The following is a 17,527-nucleotide window of genomic DNA, read 5'->3' on the forward strand; positions in this document are numbered from 1 at the left end:
AGATGGCGCTGACGGGCAAGATGTCCTGATGCTTCCCTGTGGGAGTGGTGTCGGCATGCTGGCACCACTCCCACATGTGCGTTCACTGCGCGATGAAGCGAATCGCCTGGCCGCCGCCGGGCGCCAGGCGCAAGATCAGCGTGTCGGTGCTGGCGACTTGCCGCTCTTCGATGACGATGTCCTGCGGTGCAGTCTTCCAATCGGCCTTGGCACCGTCGCGGTATATCTGCGCTGTGTAGCGGCGGCCCGGCGCCAAGAAAGATAACGAAGCCTTCAGTTCACGCGGCTTTTCGTCCGACACCGCACCCAGGTACCAGTTGTCGCTGTGGCGGTCCTTGCGGGCGATGGTGACGTAGTCGCCTACTTCGCCGTTCAACACGCGCGTGTCTTCCCAATCCACTGGAACGTCCTTGATGAACTGGAACGGCGCGGGATTGGCTTCGTAGTTGTCCAGCAGATCCGCCGCCATCTGCAGCGGGCTGTAAATGACCACATACAGCGCCAGTTGCTTGGCCCAGGTGGTCGCCACGCCATCGGGCGCGCGCGTTTTCATGCCGAAGATGCCGGGGGTGTAGTCCATGGAGCCTGCCAGCAGGCGGGTGAACACCAGGTTGGCTTCATGTTCGGGCGGATTGCCCGGCTGGCCCCAGGCGCTGTATTCCATGCCGCGTGCACCTTCGCGGGAGATCGTATTGGGGTAGGTCCGGCGTAGGCCGGTGTCCTTGATGGGCTCGTGCGCGTTGATGGAGATGTGCCGCTTTGCCGCCTCGGTGACGACCTTCAGATGATGGCGGGCCATGTCCTGGCCTTCGTGCCATGCGTAGTGGACCTTGCCGTCGCTACCGATCACCTTGGCCTGGCCGGCATCGGCCACGTAGCCGGTTTTCACCGCGTTGACGCCGACCTTCTGGTAGAGATCGAATGCCGCACCCATCTGAGCTTCATAGTGCGCCGCGTTGGCGGAAGTTTCGTGGTGGCCGACCAGCCTGACGTTCTTCGATTTGGCGTAGGCCGCGAGTTTCTCCAGATCGAAATCCGGATACGACCGGGTGAAGCTGAAGTCCTCGCCGTTGCCGAACCAATCGCCGTCCCAGCCGATATTCCAGCCCTCCACCAGCACGCCGCCGAAACCATTCTTGGCCGCGAAATCGATGTGGCGCATGACGTTCTCGTTGGTCGCGCCATGCTTGGGGCCGGAGGCCCAGGTTTTCGCTTCCAGGTGCATTTCCCACCAGACGCCGACGTACTTCATCGGCTGCACCCACGACACGTCGCCCAGCTTGTTGGGTTCGTTGAGGTTGAGGATCAGGCTGGAGGTCACCAGTCCGCCTGCGTCGTCCGCGATCTGCAGTGTGCGCCAGGGTGTGTGGAATGGCGCGTCGCGGATCACCTTGCCGTCGCCGATCCCGGGCGTGAGCAGAGCCTTCAAGCGGCGGCCCTCGACGCGGGTGAGATTCATGCCCGAATAATCGATCAGTGCCGCTTCATGGATCGACAGATGCGTGCCGTCGCCCAGCTTGAAGGTGATGGGCGTTTGCGCGTCGCCGATTTCTTCCACCGGCGTGCGGTGGTACAGATACTCCTCACGGTTCCATTCGCCCGCCGGAATCCACCAGGCGGTCGCCGCATCGGCGAGCGCGAATTCGGTCAGTTCCTCGCCGATCTTGATCTGTTTGAGTTGCGGCTGGTTCGGAAACTCGTAACGGAAACCAAGTCCGTCGTCGTAGACGCGGAACACCACATCAAAGCTGCGCTTGGGCTTGGCGGTTTCGCTCAATGTGACGCGCAACTCGTTGTAGCGATTGCGGATGAAACGGCGCTCGCCCCAGGGCTGTTCCCAGCGTTCGTCGAAGCTGCGGGTGCGCGGGTTGCCGATGACAATGTTGCGTTCGAACTTGGGCGCATCGATCAACATGAAACCCAGCCGCGAGGGCGCGATGATCGGTTTACCGCGCCGCGATACAGCGTAGCTGGGCCGTCCGTCCGGATCGGTGGCGATCTCAACCGTCAGGCTGCCGTCGGGCGACGCGACCATCGCGGGTGCAGCTGATAGAGCCATGGGGAAGAACAGCAAGGGGAAGAGCAGCGTGGTCAGTACGATAAGACGACGGATCATGCGGACCTTCGGGATGCGGAGATAGAGCCCGCATCCTGCGACAGGCGTTTCAACGTAACAAGCGGCGCGGCATGAATACGTATGCGAAAGCGGCATGAATAGGCAGCAAAAGCGCGATCCATGTCTGGTTGTACTGCGGCCGCAACGGCAGCCAATGCAGTATCCACGCGATCACGGCAGCCACCGCAACGATGGTCACGCACACGCCGAACCAGCGTGGCGGTGTGCGGCGGCGCAACACGGAAATCGCGCCCGGCAGCAGCGCCAGACACAAAGGATTGAGCAGCAGCAAATTGCGGTTTGCCCACGCGGCCCAATGGTCGGTAAAGCCCCAGAGGTATGCCAGCAGTAAGCCGGCAATGCCGCAGACCAGCCAGTACGGCAGGGCGATGGTGGCGATCAAGCGCGGGTAGCGGCCCAACAACATGATCGCAACGGCGATCAGCACGCCGGCTCCCAGCCACGGCAGCCAGCGCCGCGGCATCTCCGCTGGCTCTGGTGCGGCTGTGTGCGGTAGCAACTGCATCTCGGATTCCACCAACGGTTGACGGTCGGTGTTCTTCACTTCGCGCAGGCTGTCGGCCAAGCGCATGGGCACATACGCTTCTTCCCAGCGCGACATCGGCTTGTCGGCGGCCGGCCCCAGGCCCAGATCGAAGCCCAGCCACATCCAGGTGGCCGGCGATGCCAAGCGGACTGCTTCGCTGCGGAAGGTGTTGCCGTGCGAGCGCCCGGACAGTTGCGACTTCAGCGCACCGCCGAGTGCGGTATTCAGCGCATCGCGCACCTGGGTCGAACAGTTGTCGGTGAAGTAATCGTAGCGGTAGCGCGCGTTCTCCGGCTTGGAGCGCTCGGCCAGCGCGTCGGCCAATGCTCGCGCCTGTTCCGGGGGCAGCCGCAACCACTGCAGCGTGACGCCGCGGCCGGTTTCGCGGTAATGCAGCAGATCTTCTTCGAAAGGCAGGGCGACCAGGTAGTAGCGCATCTCACCTTCGGCGAAACGGCTGACAAAATCCGGCTCGGTGGGATCGAAGAAACCGAAGTTGTACGAGGTTGCCTGTCCGGTTGCCGGGTCGACGACGACGATCGCGTTGTGGCCGAAGCGCTCGAAGAAGATCTCGCCCGGCTGCATGGTGGCGACACCGATGCGCGGTGCCGCAGCCCACGCGGCCGTGGCCGACAGCCACAGCACGCACAGCAACGCTAGGCGCGCCAGCGCGGTCGTCGACTGAAAAAAAGTCATCCGGCTAGCTTTCCGAAAGAACGCCGACGTGGAAGGCATGGACGCGGCGGGAGTCGGCCTTGGCCACACGGAAGGCGAAGCGGCCAAGGGTGAGTTCTTCGTCGGTTTCCGGCAGGTGGCCGATGGCCGCGGTGACCAGGCCGCCGACAGTGTCGTATTCGTCATCCGAGAAGTCCGCACCGAAACGTTCGTTGAAATCGGAGATGGGCGTCAGCGCATCCACCACGTACTGGCCGTTCGCTTGTGCGGAGATCAGGACGGACTCGTCCTCGGCCACATCGTGCTCGTCGTCGATTTCGCCGACGATCTGCTCCAGTACGTCCTCGATGGTGACCAAGCCGGCGACGCCGCCGTACTCGTCCACCACGATGGCCATATGGTTCCGCGACAGCCGGAATTCCTTCAGCAGCAGGTTGAGCTTCTTCGATTCGGGAATCAGCACCGCCGGCCGGAGCAACTCGCGTACGTTGCCGGGGCCATGATCGGCCACGACGCCACGCAGCAAGTCCTTGGCCAGCAGGATGCCGAGAATCTCGTCCTTGTTTTCGCCGTGCACCGGAAAGCGCGAATGGCCGGATTCCACCACCTGCTTCATCAGCTCGAGGAACTTCTCCTCAATGGGCAGCGAAACCATCTGCGCGCGCGGAATCATCACATCGCCGACGGTAAGGTCCGACACGGCGATCGCGCCTTCCATCATCCGCAAGGTATCGCTGCCGATCAGGCCATCGGCCTGAGCATCGCGCAGCAACGCGACCAGGTCGTCGCGTGTGGAGGGTTCGCCGGAGAACGCCGAACTCAGGCGGTCCAGCCAGGAGCGCCGTTTTTCAGGTTCGGGCGCTTGGGTACTGTCGTCTTCTTCTGACATCGCTTGGAAACGGGCACCCTTGGGACGGGCGACCGGGGGAGTCTAACAGGATGGTGGGATCATTCAGCGCGGGTGGCGCGCTCGGCGGCCGGTTCTTCGGGGTCTTCCTCAAGCGGGTCGATGCTGTAGGTGCAGCCGGCCAGTGTCTTGCCGGGATGCGAAGTGACGTTGGACACGCTGAGCACCGCCGAGCGGATCAGCACCTTGCCGCTGGTCTCGTCCACGGTCTCCTCGCTGAGCACTTCCTTGCCGAACATCGCCTTCTCCGGCGTGTCGACCGCCGCTTCCAGGCTCAGTTGCTTGGCGAGCGGGCGCGGATCGGGCAGGTCCAGGATGGCCATCACGCTGGAACCCGCGAAGGCAATGTGCTGGCTGCCGTGGCCGAATGCCGTCACCGGAGCGTTCAATGCGTACTCGGTCATGAACATGTTGGTCTGCGGCAAAGGCCGCCAGCCCAGCGAGACCGCCTTCAGTGGGTCCTGGATGGCGATGGCCAAGACCATGAACTGCTCCGGCTGGCCTTGGCAGGAAATCAGTGCCGACAAGTCCACTTGTGCGGGATCCCACGCTGGATCGGTGTCTTGCGCCAGGGCAAGAAGTGGAAGCGCCGTCAGCAGCGCCGTGGCGATCAGGCGTCGAAACATCTACTGCTCCGCGTAGGGGTCAGCGATGCCCAGCTCCGCCAGGATCTCGCGTTCCAGCTGTTCCATGCACTCGGCTTCCTTGTCGTCTTCGTGGTCCCAGCCCAGCAGATGCAAAACGCCATGTACGGTGAGATGGGCATAGTGTGCGGCCAGCAGCTTCTTCTGCTCGCGCGCCTCGCGCGCGACGACCGGCGCGCAGATCACCAGATCGCCGAGTAGCGGCATCTTGACGCCCTTGGGCATCTTGACGCCTTCGGCCATCTCCGCGGGAAAGCTGAGCACGTTGGTGGCGTAGTCCTTGCCCCGATAATGACGGTTCAACGCCCGGCCTTCCTTGCTGTCGACGATGCGGATGGCGAGGTCGGCTTCGCGGATGCGGCCGTCCAGCGCTACCGCCACCCAGCGGCGAAAGCTCACCGCCGCAGGCAGGCCCACGCGTGGCAGCGCGTAGCTCACGGAAACATCGAGACGGACCGGGCCTTGGGTCATCTATTCACCATCCAGCCGGGAGCGCCATGGCGGGTCAACGGAAACCCATTTTGCGATTGCTTCTGCATGCGGAGAAACGTTCTGCTCAAAGGCCGATGAGAGGAACCAGCATTCACTGGACGATGGTAGGTGCCTGTGATCACGGACCGGTTGCGACGTCTTTATCGTCGCGCGCGTCGTAGGCTTGCACGATACGCGCTACCAGCGGATGGCGCACTACGTCACGGCTGGTAAAGAAGGTAAAGGAAATGCCTTCGACACCGCGCAGCACCTCCAATGCGTCCTTCAGCCCCGATTTTTGGTGTCGTGGCAGGTCGATCTGGGTCAGGTCGCCGGTGACGACGGCGGTGCTGCCATAACCGATGCGGGTCAGGAACATCTTCATCTGCTCGATGCTGGTGTTCTGCGCCTCGTCCAGAATGACAAAAGCGTCGTTAAGCGTGCGTCCGCGCATATAGGCCAACGGCGCGATCTCGATGACGTTCTTTTCCAGCAGCTTGACGACTTTTTCCACGCCCAGCATCTCGTACAGCGCGTCGTACAGCGGCCGCAGATAGGGGTCGACTTTCTGGGCGAGATCACCAGGCAGAAACCCAAGTTTCTCTCCCGCTTCCACTGCAGGCCGCACCAGCACCAACCGCTGCACGCGAGATTCGTTCAATGCTTCCACCGCGCTGGCGACGGCGAGAAACGTTTTGCCGGTACCCGCCGGGCCGACGCCGAAGTTGACATCATGCGTGGCGATAGCATGCAGGTAGTTGGCCTGGTTTGGCCCGCGACCACGCACCGTGCCGCGCTTGACCTTGATTGCCACGTCCTGGGGCTGGAACCCGCCCGCCGCCAAGTGTTCCACGTTGGCGGCATTCAAGCGCAGGTGGATGGCTTCACTGTCGAAGACTTCCTGCGCGGCTTCCGCATACATGCCGCGGATCAGTTTCTCGGCCGCTGTGGCTGGTTTCTCGGGACCGGTGACGCGGAAGATAGCGCCGCGATTGGCGATTTCCACGCCCAGCCGGAGCTCGATCTGGCGCAGGTGCGCGTCGAACGGGCCGGCCAGGTTCGCCAGCCACTCGGCGTTTTCGGGTTCCAGGGTGAATTCGCGTTTGAAAGGGGCAGTCATCGGGCTAGGGCGTGTCATACATTGGGTAGTCATCCGCGCCGTACCGCCGCGCGTTCGGCGCAAGGAAGAGTGAGGAAGTGTATGCCGATACACGCCCGAGCGATGACACCGCGCCGGACGCGCGGCGGTACGGCCCCCGTATCAAGTACGGGGCAGGCTCTTCGGGTTGAGCCGGTACGGCCCCCCCAGCCGGCGCGGCGCGGCTTGACCCCTGCCTTCGCAGGGGCAGGCTTTGACGGCCAGTCAAGCGCTGCGCCACGCAACACCGGCTGGCGGCCGTATTGACTCAACGCGGGCGGCTACCCAAGGGATGACACGCCCTAATGTCGGGTTTCGTCGTCCATGTCTTCCACCGGCCATTGATGGAAGATGTAGGCCTCGTCGTCGAGCAGCGCCTGATCGAAGTGATCTTCGTCGGGCGCTTCCTCGCGGGTGATCTGCTCGGGCTCTTCTTCGACGCCAATCACCTGCCAGCCCGCCTGACGAAGAAAGTCGCTGGCGTGGCGCATCGGGTCTTCCGACAAGCCCGGCATCTGATAGCAGAGGACATGCGCGCCACCGAACTGCGAAAAATCCGGCGTGTCTGGCAATGGCCGGGCTTCGAGCACGAAGACCCACAAGCTGGGGGAGTCCTGGGGAATGGCAGCTGTCCTGAAGGCGCGAATACAGGGTCACGCAGGGTAACGCGACAGGGCCGAAACGGCCACCGGGCGCCGTTCGTCGGCTGACACTTGCAGTTAATTAATCGATGAATTAAATATGTCGACATGCCCAGGACAACTCCCCCACAAGATCATCCGGCGGCCGCCAAGACGGCTCCCGAAAAGACCAAATCGCCACGGAAGCGCGCGCCGGGGCGTCCCGTCGCGGACACGGCCGATCTGCGTGCGCAAATGCTGGAGGCCGCGCTGGCTTGTTACGTTCGCCAGGGCATCGCTGCCACATCACTGCGTGACATCGCCCGCGAGGCCGACGTGACCCCGGCGCTGGTTCATTACTACTTCGGCGATAAAGCGCAACTACAGGAGGCGGTGGTTACCGAGAAGGTGTTGCCGTTGGTGCTGGGAATACGCGAGCCGGTAGCGCATGCCGGCGGTGACATCGCCTCGATGGTGGCCAGTTTCGTGCAGGGCATCGGCACCATTGTCGCCGAACACCCGTGGTGGCCGGCGCTGTGGGTGCGCGAGGTGCTCTGCGAAGGCGGTGCGCTGCGCGGCATGCTGATCGATCGGGTAGGCCCGCAGTTGCCGCAGATGATGGCCAAGCGTTTCGCAGAGGCGCAAAGCGAGGGGCGCCTCAACCCCGATCTGGACCCGCGATTGCTGATGGTATCGCTTGTGGGCCTGACGATGTTTCCGTTGGCGGGTGCACCTATCTGGCGCGCGATGTTCGGCGCCGAAGAGCTGGACTTCGACGACTTGCGCCGGCACACCCTGGTACTTCTGGATCGCGGATTGGAACTGGAAAATGATAAGTGATCGGAAGCTTTTCCTGCTGCTTGTAGTGCTGCTGCCGTTGGCGGCCTGCAAGCCCGAGGCACCCCAGGCGCTGGGCACGTTGGAATGGGATCGCGTGACGTTGCCCGCGCCGGTAGCTGAAAAAATCGTTCGTATCGATGTGCGCGAAGGCCAGCAAGTGGCCGCGGGCGCTCCGTTGCTGCAGCTGGAACTGACCCGCACCCAATCGCAACTCGCCGCCGTGCAAGCACAGGCGCAGCAAAGCCGCGAAGTGTTGGCCGAACTGGAGGCCGGACCGCGCAGCGAGGCGATCGCGCAGGCACGCGCCTCGCTGGCAGCCGCGCAGGCGCAGGCCACCGATGCGCAGGCGTACTACCGCCGTCTACAGCCGCTGGGCCGGCAGCAATTGGTAGCAGCTTCGGAAGTGGACCGCGCCCGTGCCGCGGCCAACAACGCATCGGCGCAAGTCCGTCTGGCGCAAGCAGCGTTGCTTGAATTGGAGCGCGGCACCCGGCGCGAACAGATCGCTCAAGGCCAGGCCGCACTGACCGCTGCCGAAGCACAGGCGACGACACAATCGGTCACGTTGGATAAGTTGAATGTGGTGGCGCCGCGCGCCGGCCGCGTCGACAGCCTGCCTTACAAGCTGGGCGATCAAGCGCCCGTAGGCGCATCGCTCGCGATCCTGCTGGTAGGTGAGGCACCCTATGCGCGCATCTATGTACCGGAACCGCAACGCGCCAATGTAAAAGTGGGTGACCCGGTGCGGATCCATGTCGACGGACGCGAACAAGCCTATGCCGGCCGCGTCAGAATGATCCGCAGCGAACCCACCTTTACCCCTTATTACGCGTTGATCGGCGCGGATGCGGCGCGTCTCAGCTACCTGGCGGAGGTGAGCCTGGGCAAAGAAGCTGCCGATCTGCCAGCCGGCTTTCCGGTGCGGGCCGAATTCCATGGCAAGCAGTGATTCGCCCGATAACGGGAAGGCATCTGTGCCCACGATGCTTCAGTCCCGGCGCGAACCGCTTCCGCAAGAAGACGTCGCCATCCGAGCACACGGTCTGACCAAGCGCTTCGGCGATCTGGTGGCGGTGAATCAGGTTGACCTGGAAGTGCCGCGCCGTCATGTCTATGGCTTCCTTGGCCCCAACGGCTCAGGGAAATCCACCACCATTCGCATGTTATGCGGGCTTTTGACTCCGACAGCGGGCGAGATCGATGTACTGGGCCTGCGTATTCCCGAACAGGCCGATGAGTTGCGTACCCGCATCGGCTACATGACACAGAAGTTTTCGTTGTTTGAAGATCTCAGTGTGCGTGAAAACCTGGGGTTCCTGGCCGCGGTGCAGAACCTGTCCAAGCGGCAGGCAGCGGAACGGATCGACGACCTGGTGGAGCAGTTCCACTTCAAGGACCGGCAGAAGCAGTTGGCCGGCACCATGAGTGGCGGGCAGAAACAGCGCCTGGCGTTGGCCGGTGCCGTCATTCATCAGCCTGAGTTGTTGTTTCTGGATGAACCGACCAGCGCGGTCGATCCGGAATCGCGCCGCGACTTCTGGGAAAAACTGTTCGAACTGGCCGATGCCGGCACCACTCTCCTGGTGTCCACCCACTACATGGATGAAGCGGAACGTTGCCACCATCTGGCCATTCTCGATCGCGGCGTGCTGGTCGCCGATGGTTCGCCGGATGAGCTGACCGAGCAGCTGGCGGGCCGAACGCTGGCAGTCAGCGCGGAGCAGCCGCGACGGGCGCAGAAAGCATTGGTCGCCGTCGAGGGGGTGATCAGCGTGGCGCAGATAGGCAATACCTTGCGGGTGCTATTGGCGGAAGACGGCAGTGCGCATGATCGAATCGAACATGCGCTACGGAATGCAGGTCTCACCGCGGAAGTCGCGCCTTCGCAGCCGAATCTGGAAGACGTCTTCGTTTCCGCCACGCGCGGACAAGCACCGCGGGAGCAAGCCGCATGAACGGGCGGCGTCTTTACGCGGTCATGCTCAAGGAAATGCGGCAGATGCGCCGCGACCGCATCACGCTGGCGATGATCGTCGCCATCCCTGTGATGCAGTTGCTGCTGTTCGGCTATGCCATCAACACCAACCTGCGAGATTTGAAAGCTGGCGTGGCGGACCAGGCCAACACCGCGGGCTCGCGCGCACTGGTGATGGACGTGGTGGCGACCACGGTAGTAAAGCCAACACTGGCCGCCCGCACGCCCGACGAGCTGATGGAGGCGATGCGCCAAGGCCAGATCAGCATCGGGATAGTGATTCCGCCGGATTTCGAACGCCGGCGCAGCGAAAAGCGCGAGCTGATGCAGGTGCTGGTGGATGGCAGCGACAACGCCGTGCAAAGCGCCGCCGCACAACTGGCGCAGATGCCTGTGGACGGCACCAGCGTGAACGCGTTGTCCGCCGCGCGGCCGATCAGCGTCGTGGCGTTCTACAACCCAGAGCGGCGTTCAGCGGTGAATATCGTGCCGGGACTGATCGGGGTGATCTTGACCATGACCATGGTGCTATTCACCGGCGTGGCCATCGTGCGTGAGCGCGAACGCGGGAATATGGAACTGCTGATCGCCACACCGGTTAGCCGCGGCGAACTGATGGTGGGCAAGGTGCTGCCGTATGTGGGCATCGGCCTGATCCAGACCACGGTTGTCCTTGCGTTGGGATTGTGGCTGTTCAATGTGCCCTTGAATGGCAGCGTGCTGGATGTCTACGTGGCGGCGATGCTGCTGATCATCGCGAATCTGACTTTGGGATTACTGATCTCCACGCGCGCGCAATCGCAGTTCCAGGCGATGCAGATGACGTTCTTCATCTTCCTGCCGTCGATCCTGCTGTCCGGTTTCATGTTTCCCTTTTCGGGCATGCCCAGACCGGTGCAGTGGCTGGCGGAAGTATTGCCGCTGACGCACTTCCTGCGTTTGATCCGCGGGGTGATGTTGCGTGGTGCCAATCTGTGGGAGTTGTGGCCGGATGTGTTGGCGCTGATCGCTTTCACGGCTGTCATGATGACCGCGGCGATATTGCGGTTCCGCAAGCGGTTGGATTGATGGCCGGGCCATTTTTTGCCAACGATATAGGGGTAGGAGCGCCGTCCCGGCGCGAGCTCTTCCCGCCAGATCGCGATAGAAGCGAAGAGCTCGCGCCGGGACGGCGCTCCTACCGACGGGATGGCGCCCACCTCAGGCAGCAGCGCTGTCGTCTACAGCCACCACTCTTCCGCGCAGCGAATTCGACATCGCCTCGGTGATCACCACATCGACGAATTGGCCGACCATCCGCGCATGGCCGGGAAAATTCACCGAGCGCATGTTCTCGGTCTTGCCGGTCAGTTCGTTGGGATCCTTCTTGGAAGGGCCTTCCACCAGCACCGACTGCACGCTGCCCACCATGGATTGCGAAATCGTCGCGGCATGGGCGTTGATGTGCGCTTGCAGGCGTTCCAGTCGTGCATGTTTGACGGCGTCCGGTGTGTGGTCTTCCAGATCGGCGGCCGGCGTGCCGGGACGGCGCGAATAGATGAAGGAGAACGATTGATCGAAGCCCACGTCTTCGATCAGCTTCATCGTCTTGTCGAAATCCGCGTCGGTCTCTCCGGGGAAGCCGACGATGAAGTCCGAAGAGATCGAGATGTCCGGGCGCACCGCGCGCAACTTGCGGATCTTCTGCTTGAACTCCAGCGCCGTGTAGCCGCGTTTCATCGCCGACAAAATGCGGTCGCTGCCGGCTTGCACTGGCAGATGCAGATAATTGGCCAATTGGGGCACATCGCGATAAGCCTCGATCAGTGAGTCGGAGAACTCCAGCGGGTGCGAAGTGGTGAAGCGGATGCGCCCAACGCCTTCGATCTGCGCGATGGCGCGGATCAACAGGCCAAGGTCGGCGACTTCGGCATCTCCATAGGGTCCGCGATAAGCGTTGACGTTCTGGCCCAGCAGATTGATTTCACGCACACCTTGCGCGGCCAACTGCGCGACTTCCACCAGCACGTCTTCGAATGGCCGGCTGACTTCTTCGCCACGGGTGTAAGGCACCACGCAGAAACTGCAGTATTTCGAACAGCCTTCCATGATCGAAACGAACGCGCTGGGCCCTTCGGCACGCGGCTCTGGCAGGCGATCGAATTTCTCGATCTCGGGAAAGCTGATATCGACTTGCGGCTGACCGCTGGCGCGGCGCTCGCGGATCAACTCGGGCAGGCGGTGCAGGGTTTGCGGCCCGAACACCAGGTCCACGTATGGCGCGCGCTTGACGATAGCCTGGCCCTCCTGCGAGGCGACGCAGCCGCCCACGCCGATCAGGACCGGCTTGCCATCCTTCTTCAGCGCTTTCCAACGGCCAAGTTGGCTGAAGACCTTCTCCTGCGCTTTTTCGCGGATCGAGCAGGTGTTGACCAGCACCACGTCGGCTTCTTCGACGTTGTCGGTCAGCTCCAGGCCATCGCTGGCGGCCAGCACGTCGGCCATTTTGGCCGAGTCGTACTCGTTCATCTGGCAGCCGTGGGTCTTGATGAACAGCTTTCCTCGCGCGGGCAAGCCCGTAGCGGGCGTATCGTGCACGACGGGTACGGACAAGGCGCCCTGGGCGGGCATTTCGGAAGCGGGCTTCCCGGGCATGGTGCTTATTCCAGGCGGGTGGCGAGTAGGGTGCGTAGTTTACGCGCAGTCCCGCGGCCGGAATCAGCCGCGGTAGGCGTTGAATCAGGGAAGGCGGACGGAAGTGGTCCGTCGGTTTCGCTGGCTGGATATCAGACGGACCGCACAGATTGGAGGAATCCTTTGTTGGACAAGGACTTGGCAACCCGTCGGGAAGTTGGGACACTGCGCGCCATGAGGGGGATCCTGCTGCTTTGGGGCGTCATTGCCGTGTCGTTCGCGCTGCCGGTCAGTGCGGGCACGCTATACAAGTGCCTGGGCGCCGACGGCGTTCCCAGCTACGTCAGCAAGCGGGTCAGCGGCGCTCAGTGTCAGGTGGTCAGCCACTACACGCCCAGCCGCGCACGTTCTATTCCGGTATCCGCGGCTTCCAGGCCCAGTAGCCCCAAGCTCAGCGGTTCAGAAGCGTCGGTTGCGCCGACCAACCCGTCCACGCCGGCAGTTGCCATGGGCGCGGCGACCACGGCTATGGTCGCGGATTCGTCCAATGCTGTCGTACCCGTTCGGGCAACCGCGGCCGCATCGCTGGGCAGCGGCGGCACTCGTCGCGTAGTCAGCGGGCAGGTTTATTCCTATATCAAGGATGGCGTGCGGCACTACACCAGCAGCAAGCCCAAAGGCGCAGCGAATGTCGCCAGCGTCCGGACGATCAAGTACAGCTTCATCGAAACCTGTTTCGCCTGCGGCAATCCCGGCGTCAATTTCGGCCGTTTGCGGCTCAACACCACCGCCTACCAGAACGAAATCGCCGCCGCCTCGCGCGAATTCGGAGTGGAGGAAGCAGTGCTCCGCGCCATCATGCACGCGGAGTCTTCCTACAACCCGATGGCCCTTTCGCACGCTGGCGCCCAAGGCCTGATGCAACTGATGCCGGGCACGGCACGCCGCTTCGGTGTGACGGATGCTTACAACGCCTCGCAGAACATTCGTGGCGGCGCACAGTACCTGGCTTGGTTGTTGAAGCGCTTCAACGGCAACCTGACCCTGGCTGCCGCCGGCTACAACGCAGGCGAAGGCGCCGTGGACCGGCATGGCGGGGTCCCCCCTTACCGGGAAACCCAGCGTTATGTCGAACGTGTGGCTGTACTGGCCGAGCGTTATCGCGGTGCCGTCGCCGCGCGCTGATCCATGCGAAGGCTGCGCATCTCGAGCCCGCAAGTCATTGATTTTCAGCATGCCGTTGTCGGCGGATTAAGGCTTCCGTTACACTTCCACGTCTTTTGCGGCCCGCGCGAAGTTCGTGTGCGGGTTATGGCAGCCTTTTAGCTACCTGATTGTTTTGCGGAGTGCCGGATGGCCAATGATGGGGTCAATGGGCCTGTTAATACAGGTCGACGCCGGTTCCTGACTGCGACCACGGCTGTGGTCGGTGCAGTGGGTGCCGGTTTTGCAGCAGTACCGTTTATAAAGTCGTGGAACCCAAGTACGCGGGCCAAATTGGCCGGCGCGCCGGTGACGGCCGATATCACTGGTCTGCAGGAAGGTCAGCGCTTGATCATGGAGTGGCGCGGCCAGCCGATCTGGATCGTCAAGCGCTCCAAGGCCATGCTGGATGCTCTGCCGACGCTGGATGCGCGCCTGCGCGATCCGGAATCCACGAACACCGACCAGCAGCCGGAATACATCAAGGGCGAGGCACGCTCCATCAAGCCGGAAATCTCCGTGTTGGTGGGACTGTGCACGCACCTGGGCTGCTCGCCGGAAATGGCGGCCGAGATCAAGCCGGAACCCTACGATCCCGACTGGAAGGGCGGCTACTTCTGCCCTTGCCACAAGTCGCGCTTCGACATGGCCGGCCGCGTATTCCAAGGCGTCCCGGCGCCCACCAACCTGGTGGTGCCGCCGCACCATTACGAGAACGACACGACGATCATCATCGGCGTGGATCCAAAGGGAGCGGCGTAAGTCATGGCGAACATCTTCACCCGCACCGCCAACGGCGTATGGGATTGGGTCAACGCGCGGGCGCCCGGCATGATGCCGGTCTACCGCAAGCACATGACCGAGTACTACGCGCCCAAGAACTTCAACTTCTGGTACTACATGGGCTCGCTGGCCCTGCTGGTGCTGGTCAACCAGATCGTCACCGGCATCTTCCTGACGATGCATTTCAAGCCGAGCGCGGCGGAAGCATTCTCCTCGGTCGAATACATCATGCGCGACGTGGAGTGGGGCTGGCTGATCCGCTACATGCACAGCACCGGCGCCTCGCTGTTCTTCATCGTCGTCTACCTGCACATGTTCCGCGGCCTGATCTACGGCAGCTACCAGAAGCCACGCGAACTGGTGTGGATCCTGGGCATGCTGATCTATCTGGTGCTGATGGCGGAAGCTTTCATGGGTTACGTGCTGCCCTGGGGCCAGATGTCGTTCTGGGGTGCCAAGGTGATCATCTCGCTGTTCGGCGCCATTCCGGTGATCGGCAACGGCCTGACCGAATGGATCATGGGCGACTACCTGCCCGGCGACGCCACACTCAACCGCTTCTTCGCGCTGCACGTCATCGCGTTGCCGTTGGTGCTATTGCTGCTGGTGGTGCTGCACTTGGGCGCACTGCATGAAGTCGGCTCCAACAACCCGGACGGCGTGGACATCAAATACGGGCCAAAGGGCAACCGTTGGGACGCGACCAAGCCGGTCGACGGCATTCCGTTCCACCCGTACTACACGGTCAAGGACCTGGTGGGTGTCGGCTTCCTGCTGATCATCGCGGCCTTCATCATCTTCTTCGCACCGGCCTTCGGGGGCTGGTTCCTTGAGCACGACAACTTCACCGAGGCCAACCGCCTGGTGACGCCGGAGCACATCAAGCCGGTGTGGTACTACACCCCGTACTACGCCATGTTGCGCGTGATTCCCGACAAGCTGGGTGGTGTGATCGTGATGTTCGCAGCGATCGCGATCCTGTTCCTGGTGCCCTGGTTGGACAAGTCAAAGGTCCGGTCGCACAAGTACAAGGGCTGGATCACCAAGGTCATGCTGGGCATGCTGGCAGTGTGCTTCGTATGGCTTGGCAAGATCGGCGCCGGCCCGGGTACCGACCCGGTCGAGACCATCATCGGCCGCGTACTGACTTTCCTGTATTTCGCCTTCTTCATCACCATGCCGCTGTGGACCAAGCTAGACAAGACCAAGCCAGTACCGGAACGGGTGACGACGCATGACTAAGACTTTCGTTTCCCGCTTGGCCGTCTTCGCCAGCGGAATGCTGCTGTCGTTTTCCGTGTACGCCGCTGCCGGCGGCGACCTGATGCAAGCCGGCAACGACCTGAGCGACAAGGTCTCGCTACAGCGTGGCGCCCAGCTATACATGAACAACTGCTCCGGCTGCCATTCGCTGAAGTACCTGCGTTATTCGCGGATGGCCGAAGATTTGGGCCTGACCGAAGAAGAGGTGATGAACAACCTCAACTTCACTGGTGCCAAGTTCGGTGAGCAGATCCAAGTGTCGATGCCACACGCGAATGGTGAAAAGTGGTTCGGCAAGATGCCGCCCGATCTGAGCCTCATTTCGCGTGTGCGCGGCAGCGACTGGATTTATACCTACCTCAAGTCCTTCTACCTGGACGAGTCGCGCCCGCTGGGCTGGAACAACAAGCTGTTCCCCAACGTTTCCATGCCTAATCCGCTATGGGAACAGCAGGGACTGCAGCATGCCGAGTACGGCGAGCCGGACAAAACGACGGGCGAACGCCACGTGGAGAAGCTCCATGTGCCGCAACCCGGGCGCTTGACCGCGACGGAGTTCGATCAGGCCGTGCGTGACGTAACCAACTTCCTCGAGTATGCCGGCGAGCCAGCAGCACTCAAGCGCCAGAGCATCGGTGTGTGGGTGATATTGTTCCTGGCTGCGCTGACATTCCTGGCCTATCTGCTGAAGCAGGAGTACTGGAAAGACGTCCACTAAGGCGTCACGTGGATCTCTGTTGGCAGCCGCGCATGCTCGTTGGATGTGCGCAGGCTGCCAAGAGAAAGCCGGGCAGGGGGCGCTTGGCTTTTCTCTGTAGGGATTGCACACTCAGGGACCGTGACGACCGTTAGCAAGGGGCTGGCGGCGTTGGTGCGATCGGCGGATTCCGGTCGTCGGAGAGCCGTGATGGCTGCGAGTCCACGTATGCGCAATACACTGACTTTGTTTTCCTCCACCGATGATGTGCTCTGCCACCGCGTCCGCCTGGTACTGGCGGCCAAAGGCGTCAGTTACGATCTGGTCCCGGTGGACCCGCAGAACCCGCCTGAAGATCTCATCGATCTGAATCCCTATCACTCCGTTCCCACCTTGGTGGAGCGCGATCTGGTGCTGTACGCCGCTTCGGTGGTCAGCGAATACCTGGACGAACGTTATCCACATCCGCCGTTGATGCCGGTGGATCCGCTTTCGCGCGCCCGCCTGCGTTTGGCCATGCTGCGGATCGAGCACGATTGGGTGCCGCAGGTGCAGGCCATCCAGTTGGGCAACAAGCAGCAGGTCGAAGCCGGGCGCAAGCGTTTGAAGGAACTGCTGACCGCGGCCGTGCCGCTGTTCAAGGCCAGCAAATTCTTCCTCAACCCGGAAATGAGCCTGGCCGATTGCGCCATGGCACCGATCATCTGGCGCCTGCCGGCGTTGGACGTGCCCTTGCCGAAGGACGGCAAGGCTATCGAGGACTACGGCAATCGCATTTTCCGGAATCCTGGGTTTGTGCGCAGCCTGACCGACGCGGAAAAGAAACTGCGCGAGCTGCCCGCCTGAATCAGGATTCTGGCCTGAGCGCGGTTCTGGATCGAAGCGCGGTCGAAGGCCGTGCAGGCTTTGCAGCTCTTGCCAACACAGCGGGTCACGGCAGGTGTATCACCGTGGCGATTTTTCTTTTCTGCCGCATTAGCCATTGGCATGCGCACTTTGTTGCTTGGCTCGCGCCCGCGCCGACTTGCCCCTAAA

At 62.4% G+C, this 17,527-nt stretch carries 17 protein-coding genes; 9 read left to right on the forward strand and 8 right to left on the reverse strand.

All coding sequences use genetic code 11. The annotated features are described in order from the left end of the window. Positions 1-82 precede the first annotated feature (82 nt). From AB6O04_RS01515 to AB6O04_RS01545, 7 genes are all read right to left on the reverse strand, one after another. On the reverse strand, positions 83-2,035 hold the full coding sequence (locus AB6O04_RS01515) for a glycoside hydrolase family 97 protein (protein ID WP_368561907.1): 1,953 nt from the start codon (positions 2,033-2,035) through the stop codon (positions 83-85). A gap of 130 nt (positions 2,036-2,165) precedes the next feature. Then, a complete protein-coding gene (locus AB6O04_RS01520; protein ID WP_368561861.1) occupies positions 2,166-3,359 on the reverse strand; it encodes a DUF4105 domain-containing protein in 1,194 nt (397 codons plus the stop codon). 4 nt (positions 3,360-3,363) lie between these two features. After that, on the reverse strand, positions 3,364-4,227 hold the full coding sequence (locus AB6O04_RS01525; RefSeq protein ID WP_368561862.1) for an HlyC/CorC family transporter: 864 nt from the start codon (positions 4,225-4,227) through the stop codon (positions 3,364-3,366). Positions 4,228-4,286: 59 nt separating this feature from the next. Then, on the reverse strand, positions 4,287-4,871 hold the full coding sequence (locus AB6O04_RS01530) for a hypothetical protein (protein WP_368561863.1): 585 nt from the start codon (positions 4,869-4,871) through the stop codon (positions 4,287-4,289). Next, on the reverse strand, positions 4,872-5,360 hold the full coding sequence (ybeY, locus tag AB6O04_RS01535; protein WP_368561864.1) for an rRNA maturation RNase YbeY: 489 nt from the start codon (positions 5,358-5,360) through the stop codon (positions 4,872-4,874). It lies immediately after the preceding gene. A 139-nt stretch (positions 5,361-5,499) separates the two neighbouring features. After that, positions 5,500-6,480: a PhoH family protein gene (locus AB6O04_RS01540; RefSeq protein ID WP_368561866.1), complete on the reverse strand. Its 981-nt coding sequence runs from the start codon at positions 6,478-6,480 to the stop codon at positions 5,500-5,502. A 320-nt stretch (positions 6,481-6,800) separates the two neighbouring features. After that, positions 6,801-7,100 (reverse strand): hypothetical protein, encoded by a 300-nt coding sequence (locus tag AB6O04_RS01545; RefSeq protein ID WP_368561867.1) that lies wholly within the window; start codon positions 7,098-7,100, stop codon positions 6,801-6,803. 147 nt (positions 7,101-7,247) lie between these two features. On the opposite strand from AB6O04_RS01545, the gene AB6O04_RS01550 reads away from it, so the two are divergent. The 4 genes from AB6O04_RS01550 (at position 7,248) to AB6O04_RS01565 (ending at position 11,001) form a co-directional block, all read left to right on the forward strand. Further along, positions 7,248-7,958 (forward strand): TetR/AcrR family transcriptional regulator, encoded by a 711-nt coding sequence (locus tag AB6O04_RS01550; protein ID WP_368561868.1) that lies wholly within the window; start codon positions 7,248-7,250, stop codon positions 7,956-7,958. Then, positions 7,948-8,907 (forward strand): HlyD family secretion protein, encoded by a 960-nt coding sequence (locus AB6O04_RS01555; RefSeq protein ID WP_368561869.1) that lies wholly within the window; start codon positions 7,948-7,950, stop codon positions 8,905-8,907. Before AB6O04_RS01550 ends, AB6O04_RS01555 begins: the two co-directional genes overlap by 11 nt. A 79-nt stretch (positions 8,908-8,986) precedes the next feature. Then, a complete protein-coding gene (locus tag AB6O04_RS01560) occupies positions 8,987-9,913 on the forward strand; it encodes an ATP-binding cassette domain-containing protein (protein ID WP_368561908.1) in 927 nt (308 codons plus the stop codon). Continuing rightward, entirely contained in the window at positions 9,910-11,001 is a 1,092-nt protein-coding gene (locus AB6O04_RS01565; RefSeq protein ID WP_368561871.1) for an ABC transporter permease, read from the forward strand. Before AB6O04_RS01560 ends, AB6O04_RS01565 begins: the two co-directional genes overlap by 4 nt. A 132-nt stretch (positions 11,002-11,133) precedes the next feature. On the opposite strand, the gene miaB is transcribed toward AB6O04_RS01565, so the two are convergent. After that, positions 11,134-12,543, reverse strand: coding sequence for a tRNA (N6-isopentenyl adenosine(37)-C2)-methylthiotransferase MiaB (gene miaB, locus AB6O04_RS01570; protein WP_368561909.1), 1,410 nt, complete (start codon positions 12,541-12,543; stop codon positions 11,134-11,136). Between the two features lie 237 nt (positions 12,544-12,780). Here miaB and AB6O04_RS01575 point away from each other — a divergent pair, with 237 nt between their 5' ends. The 5 genes from AB6O04_RS01575 to AB6O04_RS01595 all read left to right on the forward strand — a co-directional run bounded on the left by AB6O04_RS01575 (position 12,781) and on the right by AB6O04_RS01595 (position 17,338). Continuing rightward, the gene (locus tag AB6O04_RS01575) at positions 12,781-13,731 is read left to right on the forward strand and encodes a transglycosylase SLT domain-containing protein (RefSeq protein ID WP_368561872.1); all 951 of its coding nucleotides are present in this window, start codon (positions 12,781-12,783) and stop codon (positions 13,729-13,731) included. Positions 13,732-13,899: 168 nt separating this feature from the next. Further along, a complete protein-coding gene (gene petA, locus AB6O04_RS01580) occupies positions 13,900-14,511 on the forward strand; it encodes a ubiquinol-cytochrome c reductase iron-sulfur subunit (RefSeq protein ID WP_368561873.1) in 612 nt (203 codons plus the stop codon). 3 nt (positions 14,512-14,514) lie between these two features. Then, positions 14,515-15,774: a cytochrome bc complex cytochrome b subunit gene (locus tag AB6O04_RS01585; protein ID WP_337342376.1), complete on the forward strand. Its 1,260-nt coding sequence runs from the start codon at positions 14,515-14,517 to the stop codon at positions 15,772-15,774. Further along, positions 15,767-16,513, forward strand: coding sequence for a cytochrome c1 (locus AB6O04_RS01590; protein ID WP_368561876.1), 747 nt, complete (start codon positions 15,767-15,769; stop codon positions 16,511-16,513). Before AB6O04_RS01585 ends, AB6O04_RS01590 begins: the two co-directional genes overlap by 8 nt. A 189-nt stretch (positions 16,514-16,702) precedes the next feature. After that, the gene (locus AB6O04_RS01595) at positions 16,703-17,338 is read left to right on the forward strand and encodes a glutathione S-transferase N-terminal domain-containing protein (protein ID WP_337342374.1); all 636 of its coding nucleotides are present in this window, start codon (positions 16,703-16,705) and stop codon (positions 17,336-17,338) included. Positions 17,339-17,527 lie beyond the last annotated feature (189 nt).

This window comes from Pseudoxanthomonas sp. UTMC 1351 (genome assembly GCF_040948865.1).
Lineage (GTDB): Bacteria > Pseudomonadota > Gammaproteobacteria > Xanthomonadales > Xanthomonadaceae > Pseudoxanthomonas_A.

Bases quoted from the DNA above. Each gene is read 5' to 3' on its own strand.
- ybeY (WP_368561864.1), bottom strand. From the start codon at position 5,360: ATGACCCAAGGCCCGGTCCGTCTCGATGTTTCCGTGAGCTACGCGCTG.
- AB6O04_RS01525 (WP_368561862.1), bottom strand. From the start codon at position 4,227: ATGTCAGAAGAAGACGACAGTACCCAAGCGCCCGAACCTGAAAAACGG.
- AB6O04_RS01515 (WP_368561907.1), bottom strand. From the start codon at position 2,035: ATGGTCGCGTCGCCCGACGGCAGCCTGACGGTTGAGATCGCCACCGAT.
- AB6O04_RS01595 (WP_337342374.1), top strand. From the start codon at position 16,703: ATGGCTGCGAGTCCACGTATGCGCAATACACTGACTTTGTTTTCCTCC.
- AB6O04_RS01575 (WP_368561872.1), top strand. From the start codon at position 12,781: ATGAGGGGGATCCTGCTGCTTTGGGGCGTCATTGCCGTGTCGTTCGCG.
- AB6O04_RS01590 (WP_368561876.1), top strand. From the start codon at position 15,767: ATGACTAAGACTTTCGTTTCCCGCTTGGCCGTCTTCGCCAGCGGAATG.
- AB6O04_RS01565 (WP_368561871.1), top strand. From the start codon at position 9,910: ATGAACGGGCGGCGTCTTTACGCGGTCATGCTCAAGGAAATGCGGCAG.
- AB6O04_RS01585 (WP_337342376.1), top strand. From the start codon at position 14,515: ATGGCGAACATCTTCACCCGCACCGCCAACGGCGTATGGGATTGGGTC.
- AB6O04_RS01555 (WP_368561869.1), top strand. From the start codon at position 7,948: ATGATAAGTGATCGGAAGCTTTTCCTGCTGCTTGTAGTGCTGCTGCCG.
- AB6O04_RS01540 (WP_368561866.1), bottom strand. From the start codon at position 6,480: ATGACTGCCCCTTTCAAACGCGAATTCACCCTGGAACCCGAAAACGCC.
- AB6O04_RS01520 (WP_368561861.1), bottom strand. From the start codon at position 3,359: ATGACTTTTTTTCAGTCGACGACCGCGCTGGCGCGCCTAGCGTTGCTG.
- AB6O04_RS01550 (WP_368561868.1), top strand. From the start codon at position 7,248: ATGCCCAGGACAACTCCCCCACAAGATCATCCGGCGGCCGCCAAGACG.
- AB6O04_RS01530 (WP_368561863.1), bottom strand. From the start codon at position 4,871: ATGTTTCGACGCCTGATCGCCACGGCGCTGCTGACGGCGCTTCCACTT.
- petA (WP_368561873.1), top strand. From the start codon at position 13,900: ATGGCCAATGATGGGGTCAATGGGCCTGTTAATACAGGTCGACGCCGG.
- miaB (WP_368561909.1), bottom strand. From the start codon at position 12,543: ATGCCCGCCCAGGGCGCCTTGTCCGTACCCGTCGTGCACGATACGCCC.